18 protein-coding genes and 1 CRISPR repeat array are annotated in these 17,381 nt (G+C 47.2%); all 18 genes read left to right on the forward strand.

The window, feature by feature from the left end; genetic code table 11:
* A partial coding sequence (locus UCI88_RS00520; RefSeq protein WP_330023868.1) for a phage replisome organizer N-terminal domain-containing protein occupies positions 1-936 on the forward strand: 936 nt, incomplete at its 5' end.
* Positions 929-1,330 carry a hypothetical protein gene (locus UCI88_RS00525; RefSeq protein ID WP_256180201.1) on the forward strand — a complete coding sequence of 134 codons (402 nt, stop codon included), beginning with the start codon at positions 929-931 and terminating at the stop codon, positions 1,328-1,330. The genes UCI88_RS00520 and UCI88_RS00525, both read left to right, overlap by 8 nt.
* Positions 1,331-1,344: 14 nt before the next feature.
* Positions 1,345-1,560 carry a hypothetical protein gene (locus UCI88_RS00530; RefSeq protein ID WP_256180200.1) on the forward strand — a complete coding sequence of 72 codons (216 nt, stop codon included), beginning with the start codon at positions 1,345-1,347 and terminating at the stop codon, positions 1,558-1,560.
* Between the two features lie 12 nt (positions 1,561-1,572).
* Complete coding sequence (locus UCI88_RS00535) at positions 1,573-2,124, forward strand: N-acetylmuramoyl-L-alanine amidase family protein (protein WP_256180199.1); 552 nt, start codon at positions 1,573-1,575, stop codon at positions 2,122-2,124.
* 66 nt (positions 2,125-2,190) lie between these two features.
* The gene (locus tag UCI88_RS00540; protein ID WP_044503864.1) at positions 2,191-2,406 is read left to right on the forward strand and encodes a DUF1659 domain-containing protein; all 216 of its coding nucleotides are present in this window, start codon (positions 2,191-2,193) and stop codon (positions 2,404-2,406) included.
* A 50-nt stretch (positions 2,407-2,456) separates the two neighbouring features.
* Positions 2,457-2,687, forward strand: a complete 231-nt coding sequence (locus UCI88_RS00545; protein ID WP_044503863.1) for a DUF2922 domain-containing protein — start codon at positions 2,457-2,459, stop codon at positions 2,685-2,687.
* 140 nt (positions 2,688-2,827) lie between these two features.
* Positions 2,828-3,430: an RNA polymerase sigma factor gene (locus UCI88_RS00550; protein ID WP_256180198.1), complete on the forward strand. Its 603-nt coding sequence runs from the start codon at positions 2,828-2,830 to the stop codon at positions 3,428-3,430.
* Between the two features lie 153 nt (positions 3,431-3,583).
* Positions 3,584-4,588 carry a glycosyltransferase family 2 protein gene (locus UCI88_RS00555; protein ID WP_256180197.1) on the forward strand — a complete coding sequence of 335 codons (1,005 nt, stop codon included), beginning with the start codon at positions 3,584-3,586 and terminating at the stop codon, positions 4,586-4,588.
* The gene (locus UCI88_RS00560) at positions 4,578-6,056 is read left to right on the forward strand and encodes a hypothetical protein (protein WP_256180196.1); all 1,479 of its coding nucleotides are present in this window, start codon (positions 4,578-4,580) and stop codon (positions 6,054-6,056) included. Before UCI88_RS00555 ends, UCI88_RS00560 begins: the two co-directional genes overlap by 11 nt.
* 1,135 nt (positions 6,057-7,191) lie before the next feature.
* A complete protein-coding gene (locus UCI88_RS00565) occupies positions 7,192-7,752 on the forward strand; it encodes a Panacea domain-containing protein (protein ID WP_256180195.1) in 561 nt (186 codons plus the stop codon).
* An 88-nt stretch (positions 7,753-7,840) separates the two neighbouring features.
* Positions 7,841-8,166: a CRISPR direct-repeat array (repeat unit 35 nt; unit sequence GTTTAGAACCTTAATCCCCGTAAGGGGACGGAAAC).
* 436 nt (positions 8,167-8,602) lie between these two features.
* On the forward strand, positions 8,603-10,294 hold the full coding sequence (locus UCI88_RS00575; RefSeq protein WP_256180193.1) for a tetratricopeptide repeat protein: 1,692 nt from the start codon (positions 8,603-8,605) through the stop codon (positions 10,292-10,294).
* A 308-nt stretch (positions 10,295-10,602) separates the two neighbouring features.
* A complete protein-coding gene (locus tag UCI88_RS00580) occupies positions 10,603-10,752 on the forward strand; it encodes a hypothetical protein (protein ID WP_154651868.1) in 150 nt (49 codons plus the stop codon).
* A 91-nt stretch (positions 10,753-10,843) separates the two neighbouring features.
* Entirely contained in the window at positions 10,844-11,581 is a 738-nt protein-coding gene (locus UCI88_RS00585) for a J domain-containing protein (protein WP_256180192.1), read from the forward strand.
* Between the two features lie 570 nt (positions 11,582-12,151).
* The gene (locus UCI88_RS00590) at positions 12,152-13,264 is read left to right on the forward strand and encodes an AAA family ATPase (protein ID WP_256180191.1); all 1,113 of its coding nucleotides are present in this window, start codon (positions 12,152-12,154) and stop codon (positions 13,262-13,264) included.
* 1 nt (position 13,265) lies between these two features.
* The gene (locus UCI88_RS00595) at positions 13,266-13,967 is read left to right on the forward strand and encodes a DUF3226 domain-containing protein (protein ID WP_256180190.1); all 702 of its coding nucleotides are present in this window, start codon (positions 13,266-13,268) and stop codon (positions 13,965-13,967) included.
* 586 nt (positions 13,968-14,553) lie between these two features.
* Positions 14,554-15,090 carry a hypothetical protein gene (locus tag UCI88_RS00600; protein WP_256180189.1) on the forward strand — a complete coding sequence of 179 codons (537 nt, stop codon included), beginning with the start codon at positions 14,554-14,556 and terminating at the stop codon, positions 15,088-15,090.
* A gap of 34 nt (positions 15,091-15,124) precedes the next feature.
* Positions 15,125-15,919, forward strand: coding sequence for a hypothetical protein (locus UCI88_RS00605; RefSeq protein WP_256180188.1), 795 nt, complete (start codon positions 15,125-15,127; stop codon positions 15,917-15,919).
* Between the two features lie 13 nt (positions 15,920-15,932).
* On the forward strand, positions 15,933-16,937 hold the full coding sequence (locus UCI88_RS00610) for a ferredoxin (RefSeq protein ID WP_256180187.1): 1,005 nt from the start codon (positions 15,933-15,935) through the stop codon (positions 16,935-16,937).
* Positions 16,938-17,381: the final 444 nt, after the last annotated feature.

Genomic DNA, 17,381 nt, shown 5'->3' on the forward strand with positions numbered 1-17,381 from the left:
AATCTTCCTAACGGCGATTCGTATATCGTCTTATGGTTCTTCTTAAAGGATATGGCCGGGATGGTCAACGACGACGGTAAGATTTACGTGTCGGAGACCGAGCCCCTTACGACGCAGCTCATTGCCAAGAGCCTGCACCGCCGCCAGCCTTTCATTGAAAACGGACTACGGGCACTCGAACAGGTCGACCTCATTGAACGCGACGAAAAAGGGATGATCCGCATCGTCATCTGGGATGAACTGCAAAGCTTTCATCGAGATGAGAGGCGAAGGGAGCAGACCAATGAACGGGTTCGCCGCTATCGTGAGAGGCAGCGCTTGGCTCAAGAAGCTTCACAAGAAGGCCTTCCGGAAAAAAGCCTTATCGTTGAACCTTCCGGTGAAGTCCATCCGGATACTCTGGGCGAAGAACCGGTTGCCCTGCCCATCGAACAGCTCGTCGAAGAAGCTGTCGTAGCTGAAAAGGCGAGTGACATGCCGCAGGAGGAGATTCCTGATACTGATGAAGGGGAAGAGCCTCAATCGGAACCGGAAAGGCTTACAGGCGAAGCTGTGACGACGCCAAAGGCTGTGACGGGCTACGCCTCGGTCCAGACGTATCAGAACCTCTTCGGGCCCATGCAGGGCGAGTTTGCCCATCGATTAATCACCTTGGAAAACATGTGGGGCAGCGAATCCACTTGTACGGCCATTGAGATGGCTCACGAAAACAAGGTCAATAATATTAACTACATTGCCGCCATTTTGAAGAACAGCAACGGACGACCCATGCGCGGCAAACGAAAGGAAGATGAATTCCATGGCTATCCCAACTTTAATGAATACGTTGAAGGCGTGTTACGGGGCGAACCAGAATACAAACCCCATCTTCATCGAAATGGTGAAGGAAAGTCTGGGCTCCGACATATCGGTGACCCAGGCGGAGACCTTGGCTAAAAGAATTGTTTCATCCCATAAATTTGCACCGTCCCTTGCCGACATTGTTGCCGAATGGCAGCAGATGCGAAAGGAGATGAACCGCCGCGTCTACGAGGCGACCCCTGTCTCCACGACGATGAGCCCGGAAACGAAACGGCGCGTGACGGAGACCATGGATCGGATCCGGGAAAATAGGCCCAAAGAATACGGGGGCATGAGTCCCCATGTGATGGACTTCGCCCGCCAGTTCTTCCCGGATATCAGCGAAGCGACGGCTAGGCGCAACTGTCTCGATATCATGAACTGCATGAGTACCCGGGAGTCTGAAATCGCTGCCGGAAGTCCTTACCGGACCTATATGGAATTGAATGATAACGGCATGATTACCTTAGTCATCCGTAAAATTGCCTAAAGAAAGGAGATATTATGAACCAACTCTTTCGTTTCTTGCGAAACCTCGACAAGAGGCGACTCATTTTCATCCTGCAAAGGGCCAGCGCTCTCTTGCTTCCCATCAGGCCTTATGCCGAATGCGGGCGGACCGATACCTGTCCTTGTCCTTATAAAAAGAAAGCCATTCAGGGCATCGCCATCGGCGGCCAAACAGCCAGTGTAGAAATCGGAACAAGAAGTGAGTTTTAAGAAAGGAGCATTATGAAAGTCTATGTGAACGCCGGCCACGACCGGCAGCTTGATTCGGGCGCCGTCAATCCGCGCCTTGACCTCAGGGAATGCGACGCAGCCTATGAATTGGCCTGCCTCGTCATGTCCTACCTCGAAGATAACGGTATTGCCGTACGCTTCGGACAGAACGACAATCTCTATGCCGTCTGTGACGAGGCCAATAGTGAAGACTGCGACCTCTTTATTTCCCTTCATTTTAACGCTTTCAACGGCCGTGCCAGCGGGACGGAGACGCTGATCTCGGGCTCTACGGGAAGTTTGATGCTGGGGCACTGTATCCAGTCCAATTTGAAAGCCGTCTTGAACCTCCCGAACCGGGGCCTCAAAGAACGGCCGGGGCTCTTCGTCCTGCGCAGCACCATGATGCCGGCCGTCCTCGTCGAAGTCTGTTTCCTTGACAACGACTGCGACTGGCGCCGCTACGAGGCGCATAAAGATGCCGCGGCCAGGGCCATTGCCACAGGCATCATGCAGTACCCCGTCCAGATGAAAGGCGCCGCCCTCTGGGGGGACGCCGCATAACCTTGTTTGACGTAACGGGTGTATACCCGATTCACACATAATTTTTAAAGAAAGGAGGCATGAATCATGGCAGAACGCAGTGCAGTATCCAGCAAATTGAAGCTGGTCTTGTCCTATCCGGACGAATACGGCGAAACGCGGAGCAAATCGGTACTGATGCGCAACCTCGTCGTCGGAGCCGACGCAGCCAGTGTCATCACGGCTGTCGATGCAATCGGCACCTTGTACGAAAATCCCATCGTGACCGTCCGTGAAGTCGTCGAAAACGAGATCACGGGCTAAGGAAGGGCCTTCGAGTCTTCCGGAAATCTAAACAGAAAGGAGAGAAACCAATGGCTATTAAATCGGAAACGAAAACGCTGCGCCTGACCTTCGTCGACGGCATCAATAAGAACGTCAGCTATTCCATCGCTTCGCCGAAGGCAGACCTCGACAAAGCAACCGTCGATGCTGCAGCCAATGCCATCGTCGATGCGAAAATCTTTGCGACCGACGACGGCGGCAACCTGATGGCTTTGAAAGACAGCCAGATCGTAACACGTAAAGTCGAAACGCTCGAATAAGCGTTGTCGTAATACAGGGGGATACCTTGGGCAGCACCTGCCGCTCAGGGTATTTTCCGTATCTGAATTTTTGATGAGAAATGTGAGGAAGTAGTGAGGGGTGTTTCTAATCTAAAAAATTTAAGTAAGGAGTTGGTTTCATGACGATTCAGTTAAGACATTGTATCCGTGCGGCCCAGCGCGGCGATAAATTGGCGGCAGAAGAGTTGATTCATGAATTTATGCCCCTGTTTCGTAATCAAGCGAAGCAGTATCATAAGCAGTATCGGTGGCATTATCATGATTTTGATGAAGCTCTTTCTACTGCTTTTCAGGGAGCGATGCACTGTATTCTTCAGTATGATCTGGATCAACCGGAGACGGTGGCTGAAGTGATGGTAGCTTCAGTACATAATTATTTTCGTCGTGAATCCTATGGGCATCAACGATATCATAAAAATATCAATAAAAATATCGTTGAAAATGATATCGTGACCGACTTGCCTGAAACGGCCTTGGCCTCTGAGGCTGAATGTCCGGAACAACAGTATTTTCAGAATGAACGGCATCGGGAATTAAAACTTGCCTTGGAAAAATTGCCGGAACGGCAGCGTCAGATGATTTGGCTTTACTTTTTTCAGCGCTATTCATACCGTGAATTGGCGAGAAAATACGGCCTCAGTAAAACGGCAATCGAGAAGCATGTTAAACGAGGTCTGAAATTGATGGAGAAGTACCTGACCGAGGAAGGGCTTGTTGGTTAGGACGTTGGATATATGGTATAATAAATCATAATAGCTTCCCAAGCGAAAGCGGGTTCTATGCCATAACGGATATAGAACTCGCTTTTTACTGGACGTTTTGCCGCCGATAAGGAAGCTTAAATCAAAGAAAGGGTGCAATAAGTGGCTGAGGAAATGAATGAATTGGATGGACAAAAAGGAAGATTATTGATTTCAATTTTAGTGCCTTGTTACAATGAAGAGGCGGTTTTGCGGGAATTCTATCGTCGTACGGCAGCCGTCATCGAGGGGATTCCGTCTTATGATTTCCAGTTTATGTTCGTCAATGACGGCAGCAAGGATGGGACGCTCTCGATTATGCACGAGTTGCGGGAGAAGGATGACCGCGTGTCTTACGTTAATTTGTCCCGTAATTTTGGTAAGGAAATCGCCATGACGGCCGGTATCGATTATTTGACCGGTGATGCGGCTATCATCATGGATGCCGATTTGCAGGACCCGCCGGAACTCATTCCCGAACTGATTCATTGGTGGGAACAGGGCTATCAGGACGTCAGTGCCAAACGGCGCAGCCGAGCCGGGGAAACCTTTTTCAAGAAATGGTCGTCCCATGCCTTTTATACGATTTTGCAGAAATTATCTAATGCTCCCATGCAGCGCGATGTCGGTGATTTTCGTCTCCTCGACCGCCAGTGCCTGAACGCCCTGCGGATGATGCGTGAATCTCAGCGATACAATAAAGGCCTTTTCAGCTGGATTGGCTTTGAAAAGAAGGAAATCCTCTTTGACCGCGACGCCCGAGCTGCCGGCAAGACTAAGTGGAACTATTGGAAACTCCTCAACTTGGCCATCGAAGGCATTACCAGTTTCACTACGGCGCCCTTGCGGGCTGCAACTTATGTCGGTATTTTCCTGGCCTTTATTGCCATGATCTACATGCTGTTTATCATCGGGCGGACAATCCTTTTTGGCGAAGACGTGCCGGGCTATCCGTCCCTCATTTCAGCCATCCTCTTCATCGGCGGCGTCCAGCTCTCCTTCCTCGGAATTATCGGGGAATATTTGGGACGAGTCTTCAATGAAAGTAAATTCCGTCCTCTCTATTTGGTGCAAGATGTCAATGGCGATAAGGTCATGAATCAGGATAAGGTCAGGGAGGTCTGCAAGTATGGGAAGTAAAAGTGTTTTTAATTATCGGCGAGAAATATTTTTTGGACTCATTTTTTTGAGTATCGTCATCTTTTTTACGATGGCTCATCCCTTGGTTCCTTATGACGGTGACGACTGGTTGAACCTCGCTTCCATGCGAAAAGCCGTTCCCATGACCGGGGCCTATAACCCGATTAAAGTCCTGCCGGAGACACTGTTTCCTTTAGTCGGACTCATTGCCGCTTATGTCGTATATCCGCTCATCGGCGACTATATAGGAGCTATTGCCTTGACATCGGCTTTGGTCATGGGCGGCCTCGTCAGCCTCTATATGTATCTCTTCTTTCGATTCGTAGAACGTTGGCTTTCTCTGTCCGACTATGCCAATATGATGGTCACGGTCCTGTTTTTCCTCTTTCATTTTGTCCTTTTCTATGAAAAATCATCGCCTGTGCCGTATCTCTTTGGTAGTGGTAATTTGACCTGCATCTATCACTATGTGATTCCGGCCTTCGTCAACCTTTGTGTCGTGCTGTATTTAGCCCGCTTTGATATCGCTCATGAAGCTTTGAACCTAAGTGTGAGTCGTCGTAGTGTGCTGCTGTTTTGTATATACTTGGCGATTTTTTCCAACGCCTTATCCAATATCATTTTGGCGGCCTATGTCAGCTGCCTGCTGGGATTCCGGTTCTTCGCTTATCTCAAAGAACATGGCGGATATAGGGCTTTTGTAAAGAAAAATGCTTTTTATATCGGCATCATCGTAGTTTGGCTCATTGCCCTCGTGTTTGAATCTCACGGCGGCCGGGCTCATGATATCGGTAGGAGCCTGTCTATTTCTGAGATTGGCGAAACAGGAAAAATCTTTTTGTCTATGCTCAGTCGAATAAGCGTCGATGTTGTCGTGGTAGGTGTTCTTTCTATCGCAGCGGCTCTGTATAGCCGTTATCGAAAAAAAGATAAGGCTTACGATTCGATCCTCGGAATGTATCTTGGTACGTCGCTCGTGTCTGCCATCTATTTATTATTCGTTTGTGCTAAGGCCGGCCCGGGATACATCGGCCGCAGCGACGTCTTTATTTCCTTCATCATTTGGACCGTCTTATTGATGGCCTTGTCCTTGGCCTATGTGTTCAAACAGTATGGGAAGAGTGTCTTTGTCGGGCCTCTATTGGTGCTGTTTTTCGTCGTTGAAGTCGGCCTCGGCGGGCAAGGATTTGCCCAAAGTACGATAGGAAGCGTGCCGCCTTCCGTTTGCTATGAAATCGATTATAACTTGATCGAACAGATTCAAGCGGCTGATCGCGAAGGAAAGACTGAAATGATACTCCGCGTGCCCAAGGGAGATACTGCCAGTAACTGGCCTCACCCGGCCTATATGAGCGGAAAAATCAGCCGGACCCTCTATAAACACGGCCTTATCTCACGGACCATCAAAATTAAGATTCAGCCCGATCCGGCCATGAATGAACAATACCATATTGCCATTCCTAAGTAGGGATGGTGGGGAATACAGGAGACTCGCCTTTTGATGGGCAAGTCTCTTTTTTGAATACAGTCTTATTTTGAGGTTCGTCAAAATTCCGATATCGTCGGATGCGGTCATGATTGACCGTATCACATGGTTGGTTTTTGAAATCACAGGTGTTGATTGGTAGCGAAATAGATGGAAAAAAGATAAACAAAAAAGATAAACAAAAAAAGATAAACAAAAAAAGATAAACAAAAAAAGAACCGATCACTGGCTTACTGGTATAAATACCTCAGCCCGGACGCCTAATGGTCCACTGGTGATCGATTCCTTTGATTTGTCTAATATTATAGCAGACGAAACAGATTTAGGCAAAATGAAAACACTTTTTCAGAGAGCGCTTTTAAAGAAAAGTGTTTCGTAGTGGCGCCATCGAAAAGTATTTCAATATACGACAAAGAACTTCAAAAATATGGTATAATATAAACATATCCATGGATTTTATACCATGCTGCCCCGGTGTGATGAATTTGAGGCTTGTGAGGATTTTTGAAAGCGAATTTCACTGAAAAAACAGAAAAAAGCCGAAAAACAAAATCCGCCCCGCAAACGCCATTTTCGATGGCGTAGTTAAGCCATTTGTAAGGGGCGCTGTTTAGAACCACCCACCCCGAAAGGGGACGGAAACGTGTAATCTTTATCAGACGTAACCACAACTTCGTCATCGCTAAGAACCTCAATCCCCGAAAGGGGACGGAAACTAATGCATTTCATCTGCGATATCTTCCCAGCGTCGGCGTTTAGCACCACAATCCCCGCGAGGGGACGGAAACGTTTCGCCAGTCTCGACAACATGCACGATTGGTGCCGGTGGTTAAGAACCTCAATCCCCGTAAGGGGACGGAAACGTTTTGAGCCTGAATTATATCCCCAAGGGCACTCTGCGTTTAGAACCTCAATCCCCGAATCTACTTAGACTCCTTTCTTGGTAAGAAAGGAGGTAATCAATAGGGGGGACGGAATTTCCCAGATTTAATGTGACTCCTTTTAAAAAATGGTATAATAACTTTATGAAAGGTGTTAACGTCTTGTGTTTTGTTATAATCTATGATTGTCTAGTAAGGCGTAAAGAATCTTGATGGAACGAACAGGAGGGGGAGAAATGGTACAGGCTATTGATGTTGCAAGGTTTTTTATCAATATTGCCAATACGATCCCCACAGACGATTTGATGACCAACATGCGTGTGAATAAGCTTTTGTATTTTGCACAGGGAGAATGTTTACGGCAGTTAGGAAAGCCTCTTTTTGATGAGAATATGGAAGCTTGGGATTATGGCCCGGTAGCTCCTTCTGTCTATCGGACCTATAAAGAATTTGGGCGAGAACCGATAAAAGACGGTGTTGAATATCAGGACACGTTCTCTGAACAGGAAAAAGATGTTTTGATTGATGTCTTGAGCTACTATGGCCAGTTTTCTACATCGGCACTCGTTGCTTTGTCGCGTCAGGTACAGTCACCATGGACTGCAGCACACAAAAATGGTGATAAGCACGCTAAAATATCGAAAGAAGAGATTAAAACCTTCTTTACAAGTAAGCCGCCCATCCCAAAATTCACCATTCCTTATAAAGAAACAGACTTTGTAGGGTATAGAGATAAAGACGGATACCTAGTTCTTCCTAAGGAATGGGATGAAAATGCAGCGTGTGATGATTTTTGAAGCGAAAAAACAGAAGAAGGCGGAAAATAAAATCCGCCCCGCAAATGCCATTTTCGACGGCGTAGTTAAGCCATTTGTAAGGGGTGCTGTTAAGAACCTCAATCCCCGTAAGGGGACGGAAACCAAGTACAACCCCCATCAATAGCTAATGCCTTGTCTGTTTAGAACCTTAATCCCCGTAAGGGGACGGAAACAAAAAGCTTGCGGGACTAGTGATGATTGCGAAAACAGTTTAGAACCTTAATCCCCGTAAGGGGACGGAAACGGCATCGTCTGGTAATACGTTCCCATCATCTGATTACTGTTTAGAACCATAATCCCCGCAAGGGGACGGAAACACTTCTCCATGTGTTAAGACATATACCTTTTCTTTGTAGTAGTTTAGAACCATAATCCCCGCAAGGGGCCGGAAACTTCGAGAATCGTTGCCATAATAACCTCCATGTCTTGACATCGGAGTACCAAAATCCCCGTAAGGGGCCGGTATGCTGCTAGGCGCAAAAATGAAGAGTGCATGAGAAATGCCGGTACGGGCATCTGTTTTGTGATGTCCGGTACCGGCATTTGTATATTTTGGGTTATTCTATTGATTCACGGGTAAGGGCGAAATGATGGTTGTCAGTCCTAAATGGAGGCGCTCCGGAGCATACATTGAGATTTGCTTTTTTATGGGGCAATGCTTTTTATGACAGATAGGAAAGGTATGATCGATTGAACCGGGTGTAAAGAAAGGGCTATCAGGCAAGCTGAATATTTGACAGGGGCATATTCTGTCATGATGGTTCTGTATAATAGAGCTTATAACAGCCATGGAATTCGTGAGAAATTCGCCAATTGGGAGGATAGGGTTATGACGGTATCGAGATTTCGTTTTTTGGAGCATGATTTCCCCCGTTTATATGATTGCTGCGTCTGGGCTGAGCAGGCTTCCGAGGCTAAGGAGGCCATGGATGAGATGCGCCGGGCCATGAGATGGATGATTCATGATTTAGGGGCTGCTTATCTGAAGTTGTTTCAGGGCATCAATGAATTAGAAGAAAATCAGTTCGTGGATCAAGGCTTAAGCCGCCATTTCCATGAGGTTCGCCGTATGATCGAGCCCTATGGCCGGGAGGATGGGGATGTGCCGTCGTGCTTGGCCCGGTTGTTGATCCTGACGGTAGCCTATGGGCTGTATAAGGGAAAGTCTTATCGGCCGGAAGACTTTTTGCCCGACGATGTCCCCGCCGTGAGCCGCTATTTGGAACAGGGAGAAAGGCCGTCCGAGGTCACTGGGGATGCGTCGCGGCAGGTGCCGTCCCTGTCCCGCCGGGTTTTTGAAACGCCAAGTGCCTTCCGGCAGCGGATAAAGGCTATGGAGCCCGTGTATATCGGCTGTGCCATTCTTAATCCCCCTCTGGACGGCGACGGGTATACGGACAACTGTTTTTTGCGATACCATATCGATCATAATCCCGATATCCAATTTTCGCCTGTCGAAGCTTTTTATGTGACCGGCGTGAGCGATGATACGGTCATCGACGGGGATTTGGTGGCAAAGTTGATGATGTATGACGATGAGGTCTGTTGTGATTACAGCCGGGTGTATCTGAAGCATGGTGACGAGTTGATCGCCGTTCAGCCTCTCTGTTGGGAGCCCTTTCCTTATGAAACGGAGGCAGCCTATGATGAAAGGATCAGCCGCATGCCTTTGCTGCCCTTTGGCTGCGCTAAGGCTGTCCCCGATGACTATGATGCCGAGGAGGAGATGCTGCCCTTTTATATTTGGGCTTTTTGCGATTATGCAAGACCGATTTTTGAAAATTTATTGTTGGCCGATACCCGGGTTCATATTCCCTGTAATCGCGAGATGGTAAAAGAGATTTCTTCTTCGCAGGAGCCGTTCACCCTTTTTTTGAGGCTCCATACGATCGACGATGCTGCTGAAATTGCGTTGTGGCGAGACGATGTCGGTGAGGTTTTCTGCGGTCGGTATGAGACTCCGCAGGACTGGATGTATGCTAAATGGTACGCTTATTTCTATCGGGAGGCCGTTGACCTGGGAAGTCCCGGCGCACAATTCACTTTGGGACAAATGTGCGGCAGCGATTGCGAGCAGGCCTTTTCTTGGTTTCAAAAGTCAGCCGACCAAGGCCATGACAGTGCGCAGAATCAGTTAGGGCTCTGCTATTATGAAGGGAAGGGCGTCGAGCAGGATTACCGGAAAGCTGCAGCCTGGTACCAAAAAGCAGCCGACCAAGGTTATGATGTGGCCCAATATCATTTAGGGAACTGTTATTATCACGGAGAAGGCGTCGAACAAGACTATGGAAAAGCCGTCGCCTGGTATCGAAAAGCGGTGGAACGTGAATTCCTCAACCCTTGGGCAGCCTGTCAGTTGGGCAACTGTTATCGTCACGGTACCGGCGTCGAACAAGATCGTGAACAAGCCATAAAATGGTATAAAAAAGCGGCCATGGATTACGAGTTCGATGAAGAACTGCAGGAACTCGTACGGCAGGCCTTAGCCGAGATAAAGACTTCTGAGGTGAAAGGAACATAAGATTTCCGATGGCTGCGGTGGGCCGGCGGCCAAACTGTCCGGGAATGCGAAAGAAAAAGTGAAGGTGCCTTTGAGGATGCGTATTCGGCAAGATGTGAATGGCAGACTGTGCGCGAATTTCTAGGACTGAGGAAGGCGGGTATTTTAAAACCCATAAAAGGATGTTCTGAATCATATTAAGGGGAAGCGGAAATGCTTTCTGACGGGGACGTTTGGGGCCTCAATTTTCTTTTCGTTACGCAATGACTATTCGCGTAATCGCGATAATTAGGATACCATTCTTTTTCAACCATAGGAGGGTGAAGCTGATGAAGAAGATAACGATGCGTCGGATGATCGGTTTTGGGTTTGGATTTATGCTCCCGAAGATCGTAAAAACGGTGGTAAAAATTGGCGTGATTTTGGGAATCGGGTATTTGAGTACCCGAGGCTATAAGAAGGTAAAAAACAGCGCTTGAGATAGAGGCATTTTTGGAAGCGGGGAATCGTATTCAGACTTATAGGGGGGAAGTCAATCGTCTTTTTGTTCGAAAGAAGGTGTTACTCGGCATGTCTGATTATATGGAGAATTATTACGAGCTTTTAGGTGTTGACCCCAAGGCATCCACGGAAGAGATTCACCGGGCCTACCTTGCCTTAGCCAAAAAGTATCATCCCGATACGACCTCTCTTCCCCGGGCTGAGGCAGAAAAAAAGATGGCCTTGTTGCAGGAGGCCTATAGTGAACTGGCCAATCCATATCAACGTGAGACCTATGACTTCCTGTTGGAAGTTGGTGACCCCTTTGAAAATGAGGTGTTTCTTGACAACGAAGAAGAGTACTGCGTTAACGCCTACGCTGAGGACTTGCATAATCATGCCGCATGGCTGTTAAAAGTGTTTGCCGACAATTTTCAATTTGAAGCGGGGAATGAAGAGAGCAATCAGAGCTCGCTAAAGAACTTTTTTGGCATGTTCCTTCGCGAGGAGGACAAGTTTATTGAATATATAGAAAAATCGTCGCATAAAAGAATGGAATATTTGAAGCCTGCTTTTTGGGTCTACTATCAGTTTGGCATTGCCTATACGTATACCCACGACAAGAAGCAAGCCATTCCTTTTTTAGAAAGAGCCTTAACCTTTATTGATCCTGACGATGCGGATGGTGAGAAAGTCAGACGATTATTGGCTCAAGTGAAAGATCCCAATTTCAAAGGCTTACCCGATGAACCCAAAAGAAAGCCTTGGCTTTCGCGAGTGGTTGCTTTTGCAGTTATCTGCTTGATTATCGCCTCTTGTGCAAAGTAAGCCGGGACATCCCTCGTGAGAGGTGCTTATATGAAAACGAATAAGGGATGACAGAGTATAAAAGGACTTGTCTTTTTGAACTGCCTCTTAAAGTTGGACTTAAAAATCTAACTTTAAGGGTTGGTTCACTTTGAAGACGAGTCTTTTTTTTGCGCCCGATGAGGTGCGAATGCCTTATGAGACCGGGAGAAACGGGATGTATAGGCGGCAAGATAGGCTTTAGGCACGAAATGAGAAGCTAGCGACGCCATTGATATATGCCATGAAGTTATGTAGTTCAACTATATTTTAATATATGTTGTAGTTATTAAATCTAAGGTGGAAATAAATACGGGTTAGTAAATAATTTGCTATGCAATAGATTGGCAGGATGAGTGAATCCATCAGTTGCCATTAGTCATCGCATAGGGGATGGATAATAATCTTGAGGGAAGAGCGTGATAGCGATTATAAACACATACGTATAAACTCGAAAAAAATGTACCCACATAAAACTAGAAAATTATGCTAAAAGCGTATCATAATATGTTAAAATATATATAATAGTATCATCACTACGGGAAAGTTAATATGGAAGCGGGTGAAAACATGATTACAACATTGAATATACATAACTTCCGGTGTTTTCAAGATTTGTCGGTGACCAAGTTGGCCCCGATTACGCTGCTGGGCGGACGGAATAATTCCGGGAAGTCTGCGATTTTGGAAGCTATTTTTTTGTCGTTTAGCTATTGGAATGGGAACGTTTTTTCAGCATTGGCTGCTAGCCGCAGCAGTAATGGGCAATTACCTTCACCAGAACGGATTTGGAATCCCTTGTTTTTCAATTTTGAGAAAACAGATGAATTTTCGTTGTCGGTAGAGCAAGATAACGGCAAAACATCGGTATTGACGATGAAGAAAGTCCCTGATGAAAATGTCAGCCTTGATATTAATACTGAGCTTGTGTCTGGTATTTTTAAGCAAGGATATGCTTTGCAGGATTTGGATCACTACTTTTTTGCCTTAGAGTATACGCATACCGAAGAGAATCAGACTATTCAGGGAAGATACTCTTTCGAAAATACACAGATTCGTAATATGCCCAGTTCTGATAATCCAAAAAAAGATTATGCATCTTTTGTGAAGGTAAGCTTTTATAGAAATCTGTATATTCCAGATAACGGGGCGATTGCCGAATGGGTCGGTAAGTTTATCTTAGACGGACGAAAAGACGATTTATTGGCTGTCTTACGCCTCTTTGACGGGCGGATTTCAGACATCATGACTTTGGTAGAAAACAACCATCCTTATGTGTACGTCAGTTTAGACGATGGGATGAAAATGCCGATTACCTATATGGGCGATGGGATCAATAAGGCGCTGAATTTGTTGCTGATTATCTTGACCAGCCCCAATGGGATTGTCCTGCTCGACGAAATCGAAAACGGATTCCATTACAGCGTCTATCCGAAGGTTTTACGCGCCTTGTACGAAGCGGCCTTGGGCATTCATTGCCAACTAGTGATTACGACCCACAATGCCGATATTTTGCGACAGTCTGTTGCTGTGATGAAAGCGTTGAATCAGTTGGAGGCTCTTAGTTATCAACGTCTCAGCGTTTCTGACAAAGGGCGAAAAGCCTATGCCTTCTCCGGTGATGAACTGGAAGTGGCACTAGATGCGGAATTGGAGGTGCGGTGATATGCCTAAAAAGGGCGACTCCATAAAACTTATACCGAAGATTCCCCATGTCATCTTGTGTGAAGGACGGGATGAAGAGCTTTTTTTGCGCTGCTATGTGTCCCATCTTGTTGAAGGCAAAGTGGTTCCGGATACCTTCAATATTATCAATTTGGGCGGAAATGAAGAATTGCAAAAGAAGCTGCGTGTCCTCCACTCCGTAGAGCATTATGATCATATGCAAGGATTTCTGATTATACGAGATGCCGAAGCCAGTGCTGTCAATGCGGCCCAATCCCTTCAGAAGAGTATGAATGCGGCTTTCGGGATTGATATTAAGCTGGACGGGGAATTTGTTAAAAATCCTGACGGCATCCGCTTCGGCTTTGTACTCCTGCCGGGTAAAAATGTTGAGGGCGGCTTTTGTGACGGTACTTTAGAAGACCTGTGCTGCCAGATTTTAAAAGAAAACCCTAATGAATTTTCAGGGGAAGATTTATTGACGCTATCTAATTCTTATTTAGATACAGTTGAACATGAACGGGGAACCTCTTTGCGGACAGCTCATAAAAATCAACTGCACGCCTATTTTTCTGGAACCGATCGCTTTGTGGGTATGAAAATCGGGGAAGCCGCTCGGGCAAAGTGTTTTGATTTTTCCAGTCCGGCCCTGGATTTTCTGAAAGAGGCCCTCATAGAACTCTCTTCATCGGATGAAACATGAGAGCTGGCTATTCTGAATAGTTGATTTGAAATAGTATGTCGCGCCCCTTATGGGCGCGTGGATTGAAATACCCAAACCCTATCCATAGGGAAGCTAGCCCCCTAGTCGTGCCCTCATGGGTGCGTGGATTGAAACAGAGCGGCAGTAATTGCTATTTGGAATAATATCGGTCGCGCCCTTATGGGGGCGTGGATTGAAACCGATATTCAACGGAAATTTTAGTCGTTACTGCGGTCGCGCCCCTCATGGGCGCGTGGATTGAAATGGCTCGGTGGTTATCGGCGAATTACAGGCCATGGCCGTGTCTTGCATCGAACAGAATAGGTTATGACTGGACAAAGGAAAGACTTGCCTTTTGGATGGCAGGTCTTTTTTCTTTACCTCACTTTTTGTAAGTCCTTTTGTGAGCCGTGACATATTCTGTCAGGGCAGTTCTGTATAATTGAAAGAAAGGAGCGAGTCCTTTAGGCGTCGGCGATGATGCGGGAGAAGGTGTTGTCTCCGATTATTGAGAGGCGCGATGGGTATCGGAAGGCTGCGCATGGGGACTCATTGGTAGAGGTGTATTTTGAGATGAGGTGATTCTATGGATATGGAACGGAAGAGACATATTCCTTTGAAGGGTACTGACAAGACACAGGGGGAGATGGTTACCCTGCATATCGTGGGAGATACGAAAGAGCGTACTTCGGATGGAAGTGGGCAGCCGCGTGAAGGCCATTTGAGGGTTCTCGATGGGAACTTTCATGACGCCGGCATGGAGCGCGGTGCAGAGGACGACTTGATGGAAGATCTTGTGGCTGCGATTCATGATTTCGTGGAAACCGCGTCTGAAGAGGATTTGGCTTCCTTTCAGCGCTTGACGGAGGCCATGGAAGTCGTGCTGGAAGAGCTGGAGAAATGGCTGGACGCCGTGGATGAAGCGGAAAAGGGGCGCCAATATGAGTCTTTCCATTTGGGATTTGAGCAAATGCTGGAATCGGCCTTAGCCGACGATGTCGATGAGATTTTTGCCGGTTTGGATCGAATCTTAGCTTATTTTGACGAGGAATGTTGCTTTCGGAATCGAGATGCCTTTGATCGATATTTTGATTCCAAGGATCGAAAAGGCTTTACCCTTTAGCGTGAAGGGCATGATAAAAAAGGAGGTTGGGGCCATGTGGCCAATCGCGGCGCTGATAGTAGGGAAATTTATTTATGACTTGAATAAGGCCTGCAACATGGACGAAGATTCGCGGCGACGCATGATGAAGGCCTTTCAACGAGAAACGGAGGCCCGGCTGTTGGTGAGGCAGAAATCGCAGGAATTAGAGGCGGCCTTAGAGCGCATCGTTCAACGAAAATGGGGGACCCTTTCTAATTTTCGCCGCTTTGTGGATCTCTATCAGAAGATTATCGAAATTGATTTCCAGGCCGAGAAACGGAAGGGGGCATTAGCCCTTATCCCGTTGAAAAAAGAATACGTCGATGGTCTGCAGCGGATGGCCATCATTCCCAAGGGCCAATGTACCGATTCCGAGGTCATGATGTCCCTCTTGAAAGGCGGGTTGGGCCGGTCGCTGTTAGACGACGCCGAGCAGTTTCGCGCTGAGTCGGTGAAGCAGCTGCGGGCGGCAGACGTGGTCTATGATCAGGCGGAAAATATCGCCAAAGCCATCGATATCATGATCGGTCAGTGTGAAACGATTTCTTCGGTCATCGCAGGCCTGAATCTGCTGCTGGCCAAAACGATTCGGACGTCTGAGGCCTTGATCGAAGCACGAGGCAGTGATCCGGATTGCTACACCCGGGAGAATCGGGACGTTTTGATGACCTGCATGAATGTAGTCGATGCTTTGAAAAAAATTGTCGATGCGCCGGTGGTAACAAGAGACGGGCAGCTTGCCCAAGAAATCATGACGACCGTCCGACTGGGGAAGGCATACACGGAAGCTGTGAAAAAGATCGGTTAAGGAGATGACGACGATGAAACGATTAAAAATCGATGCGGAAAAATGCACGGGATGTGGGACGTGCCTTGCTTTTTCGGACTATATTGCCGAAGGCTCGGACGGCAAGGCCCGCGTAAAACATAACGGGAAGATCGAGGACCCCAAGGTTCTCGCAGAGGCTCAGGAAATGGTCGAACTCTGTCCGGAACAGGCCATTCAGTTCCGCGATATTCAGGCAGCATCCTTACGCGGCGTGGGAACACAGGCGATTGTCGAACAGTTGAAAAAGGCTTTATCGAGTATCGAAATTCCCAATCCGACGTCTTCCGATTATGACTTTGACAAGGAAAAATATGCCTTCGACATCGACTACGATTACTTAGACGGGACTCATTATTATGAATATAAGAGCAGTTCAGCCGCACGCGATGCCGCGTGGAACGAGTTTTACCGGAGAAATTACGGTCGCATCGAGCAATATGCCATGGAAGTCCTCAGCCAATATGGGGCCGATAAAATTGCCCCCTTCTTCGATGGGTCGGAACAAGGGATGTATGCCAAGTGGAACAAACAGTTCGAGGCCATTTTGCAGGACACGGCAGACCGCGTAGTCGACGCCTTGGGAGATTGTGCTTTGCCGGAAGATTTTTGCACCTGGAACGTCTTGCCGACGCAATATATCGATAGCTTCAAAGACTATAATCCCATCAAATGGGGCGCCAAGGTCGACCGGAAAATGAGACAGGACCCCTATGCCAATGAAGCCTGGTATAAACGGTGTATCGATACCGACGAGATGGAACGAGTGGAAGCCGGCCGGATCTTTAAAGGCGTGCTGCACAACGTAACCCGGTATTGCTATGACTACGATATCGGTATGGGAGGCGATTTTAAAAAGGATATCCTGGACACCATTTACCTGATGGATATGGATGAATATTACGAAGAAGTCCTGGGCTGGATCATCGACGATTATCGAAGGAACGTTGAGAAAATGATTGCCTCGAAATGTGAGGCCTTGGAAGGGGCCCTCGGATAAGAGGCGGGTTAACGTACAAAAAAATGGACGAGAGTGAGAAATAGTCGCTTGCGTCCATTTTTTATGGTTGGAAAAATTAGGATTGCAGCCTTAAGGGCGTTATGGACGCGGCGGGACGATATTATGGTTTTAAGTAAAATGGTGCTATAATGAAATTAAAAGTAACGGGAAATAACCATTGAGCCGGGGGATGCTCGGAGCATAGGAAATCATATAAATCTATGGCGGAAAGCATGCCGTGAAAACGTACGCAGTGCCAAGGTATAGTGAACATCCTTTTAGCCCCGGAAAAACCTTTATGAAAGCCGTAACTTTTCATTGAATCCCTAAATTTAGGAAGAAATGCCCCGTATCTGTAGGAGCCTATCCCATAGGTACAAACAAAAGTGGTTGTAAGAAAACACTTTTGCTGTCGCACCCTTCATGGGTGCGTGGATTGAAACA

Origin of the sequence: Megasphaera massiliensis, from assembly GCF_036305205.1 — a bacterium.
GTDB classification, from domain to species: Bacteria; Bacillota; Negativicutes; order Veillonellales; family Megasphaeraceae; genus Megasphaera; species Megasphaera massiliensis.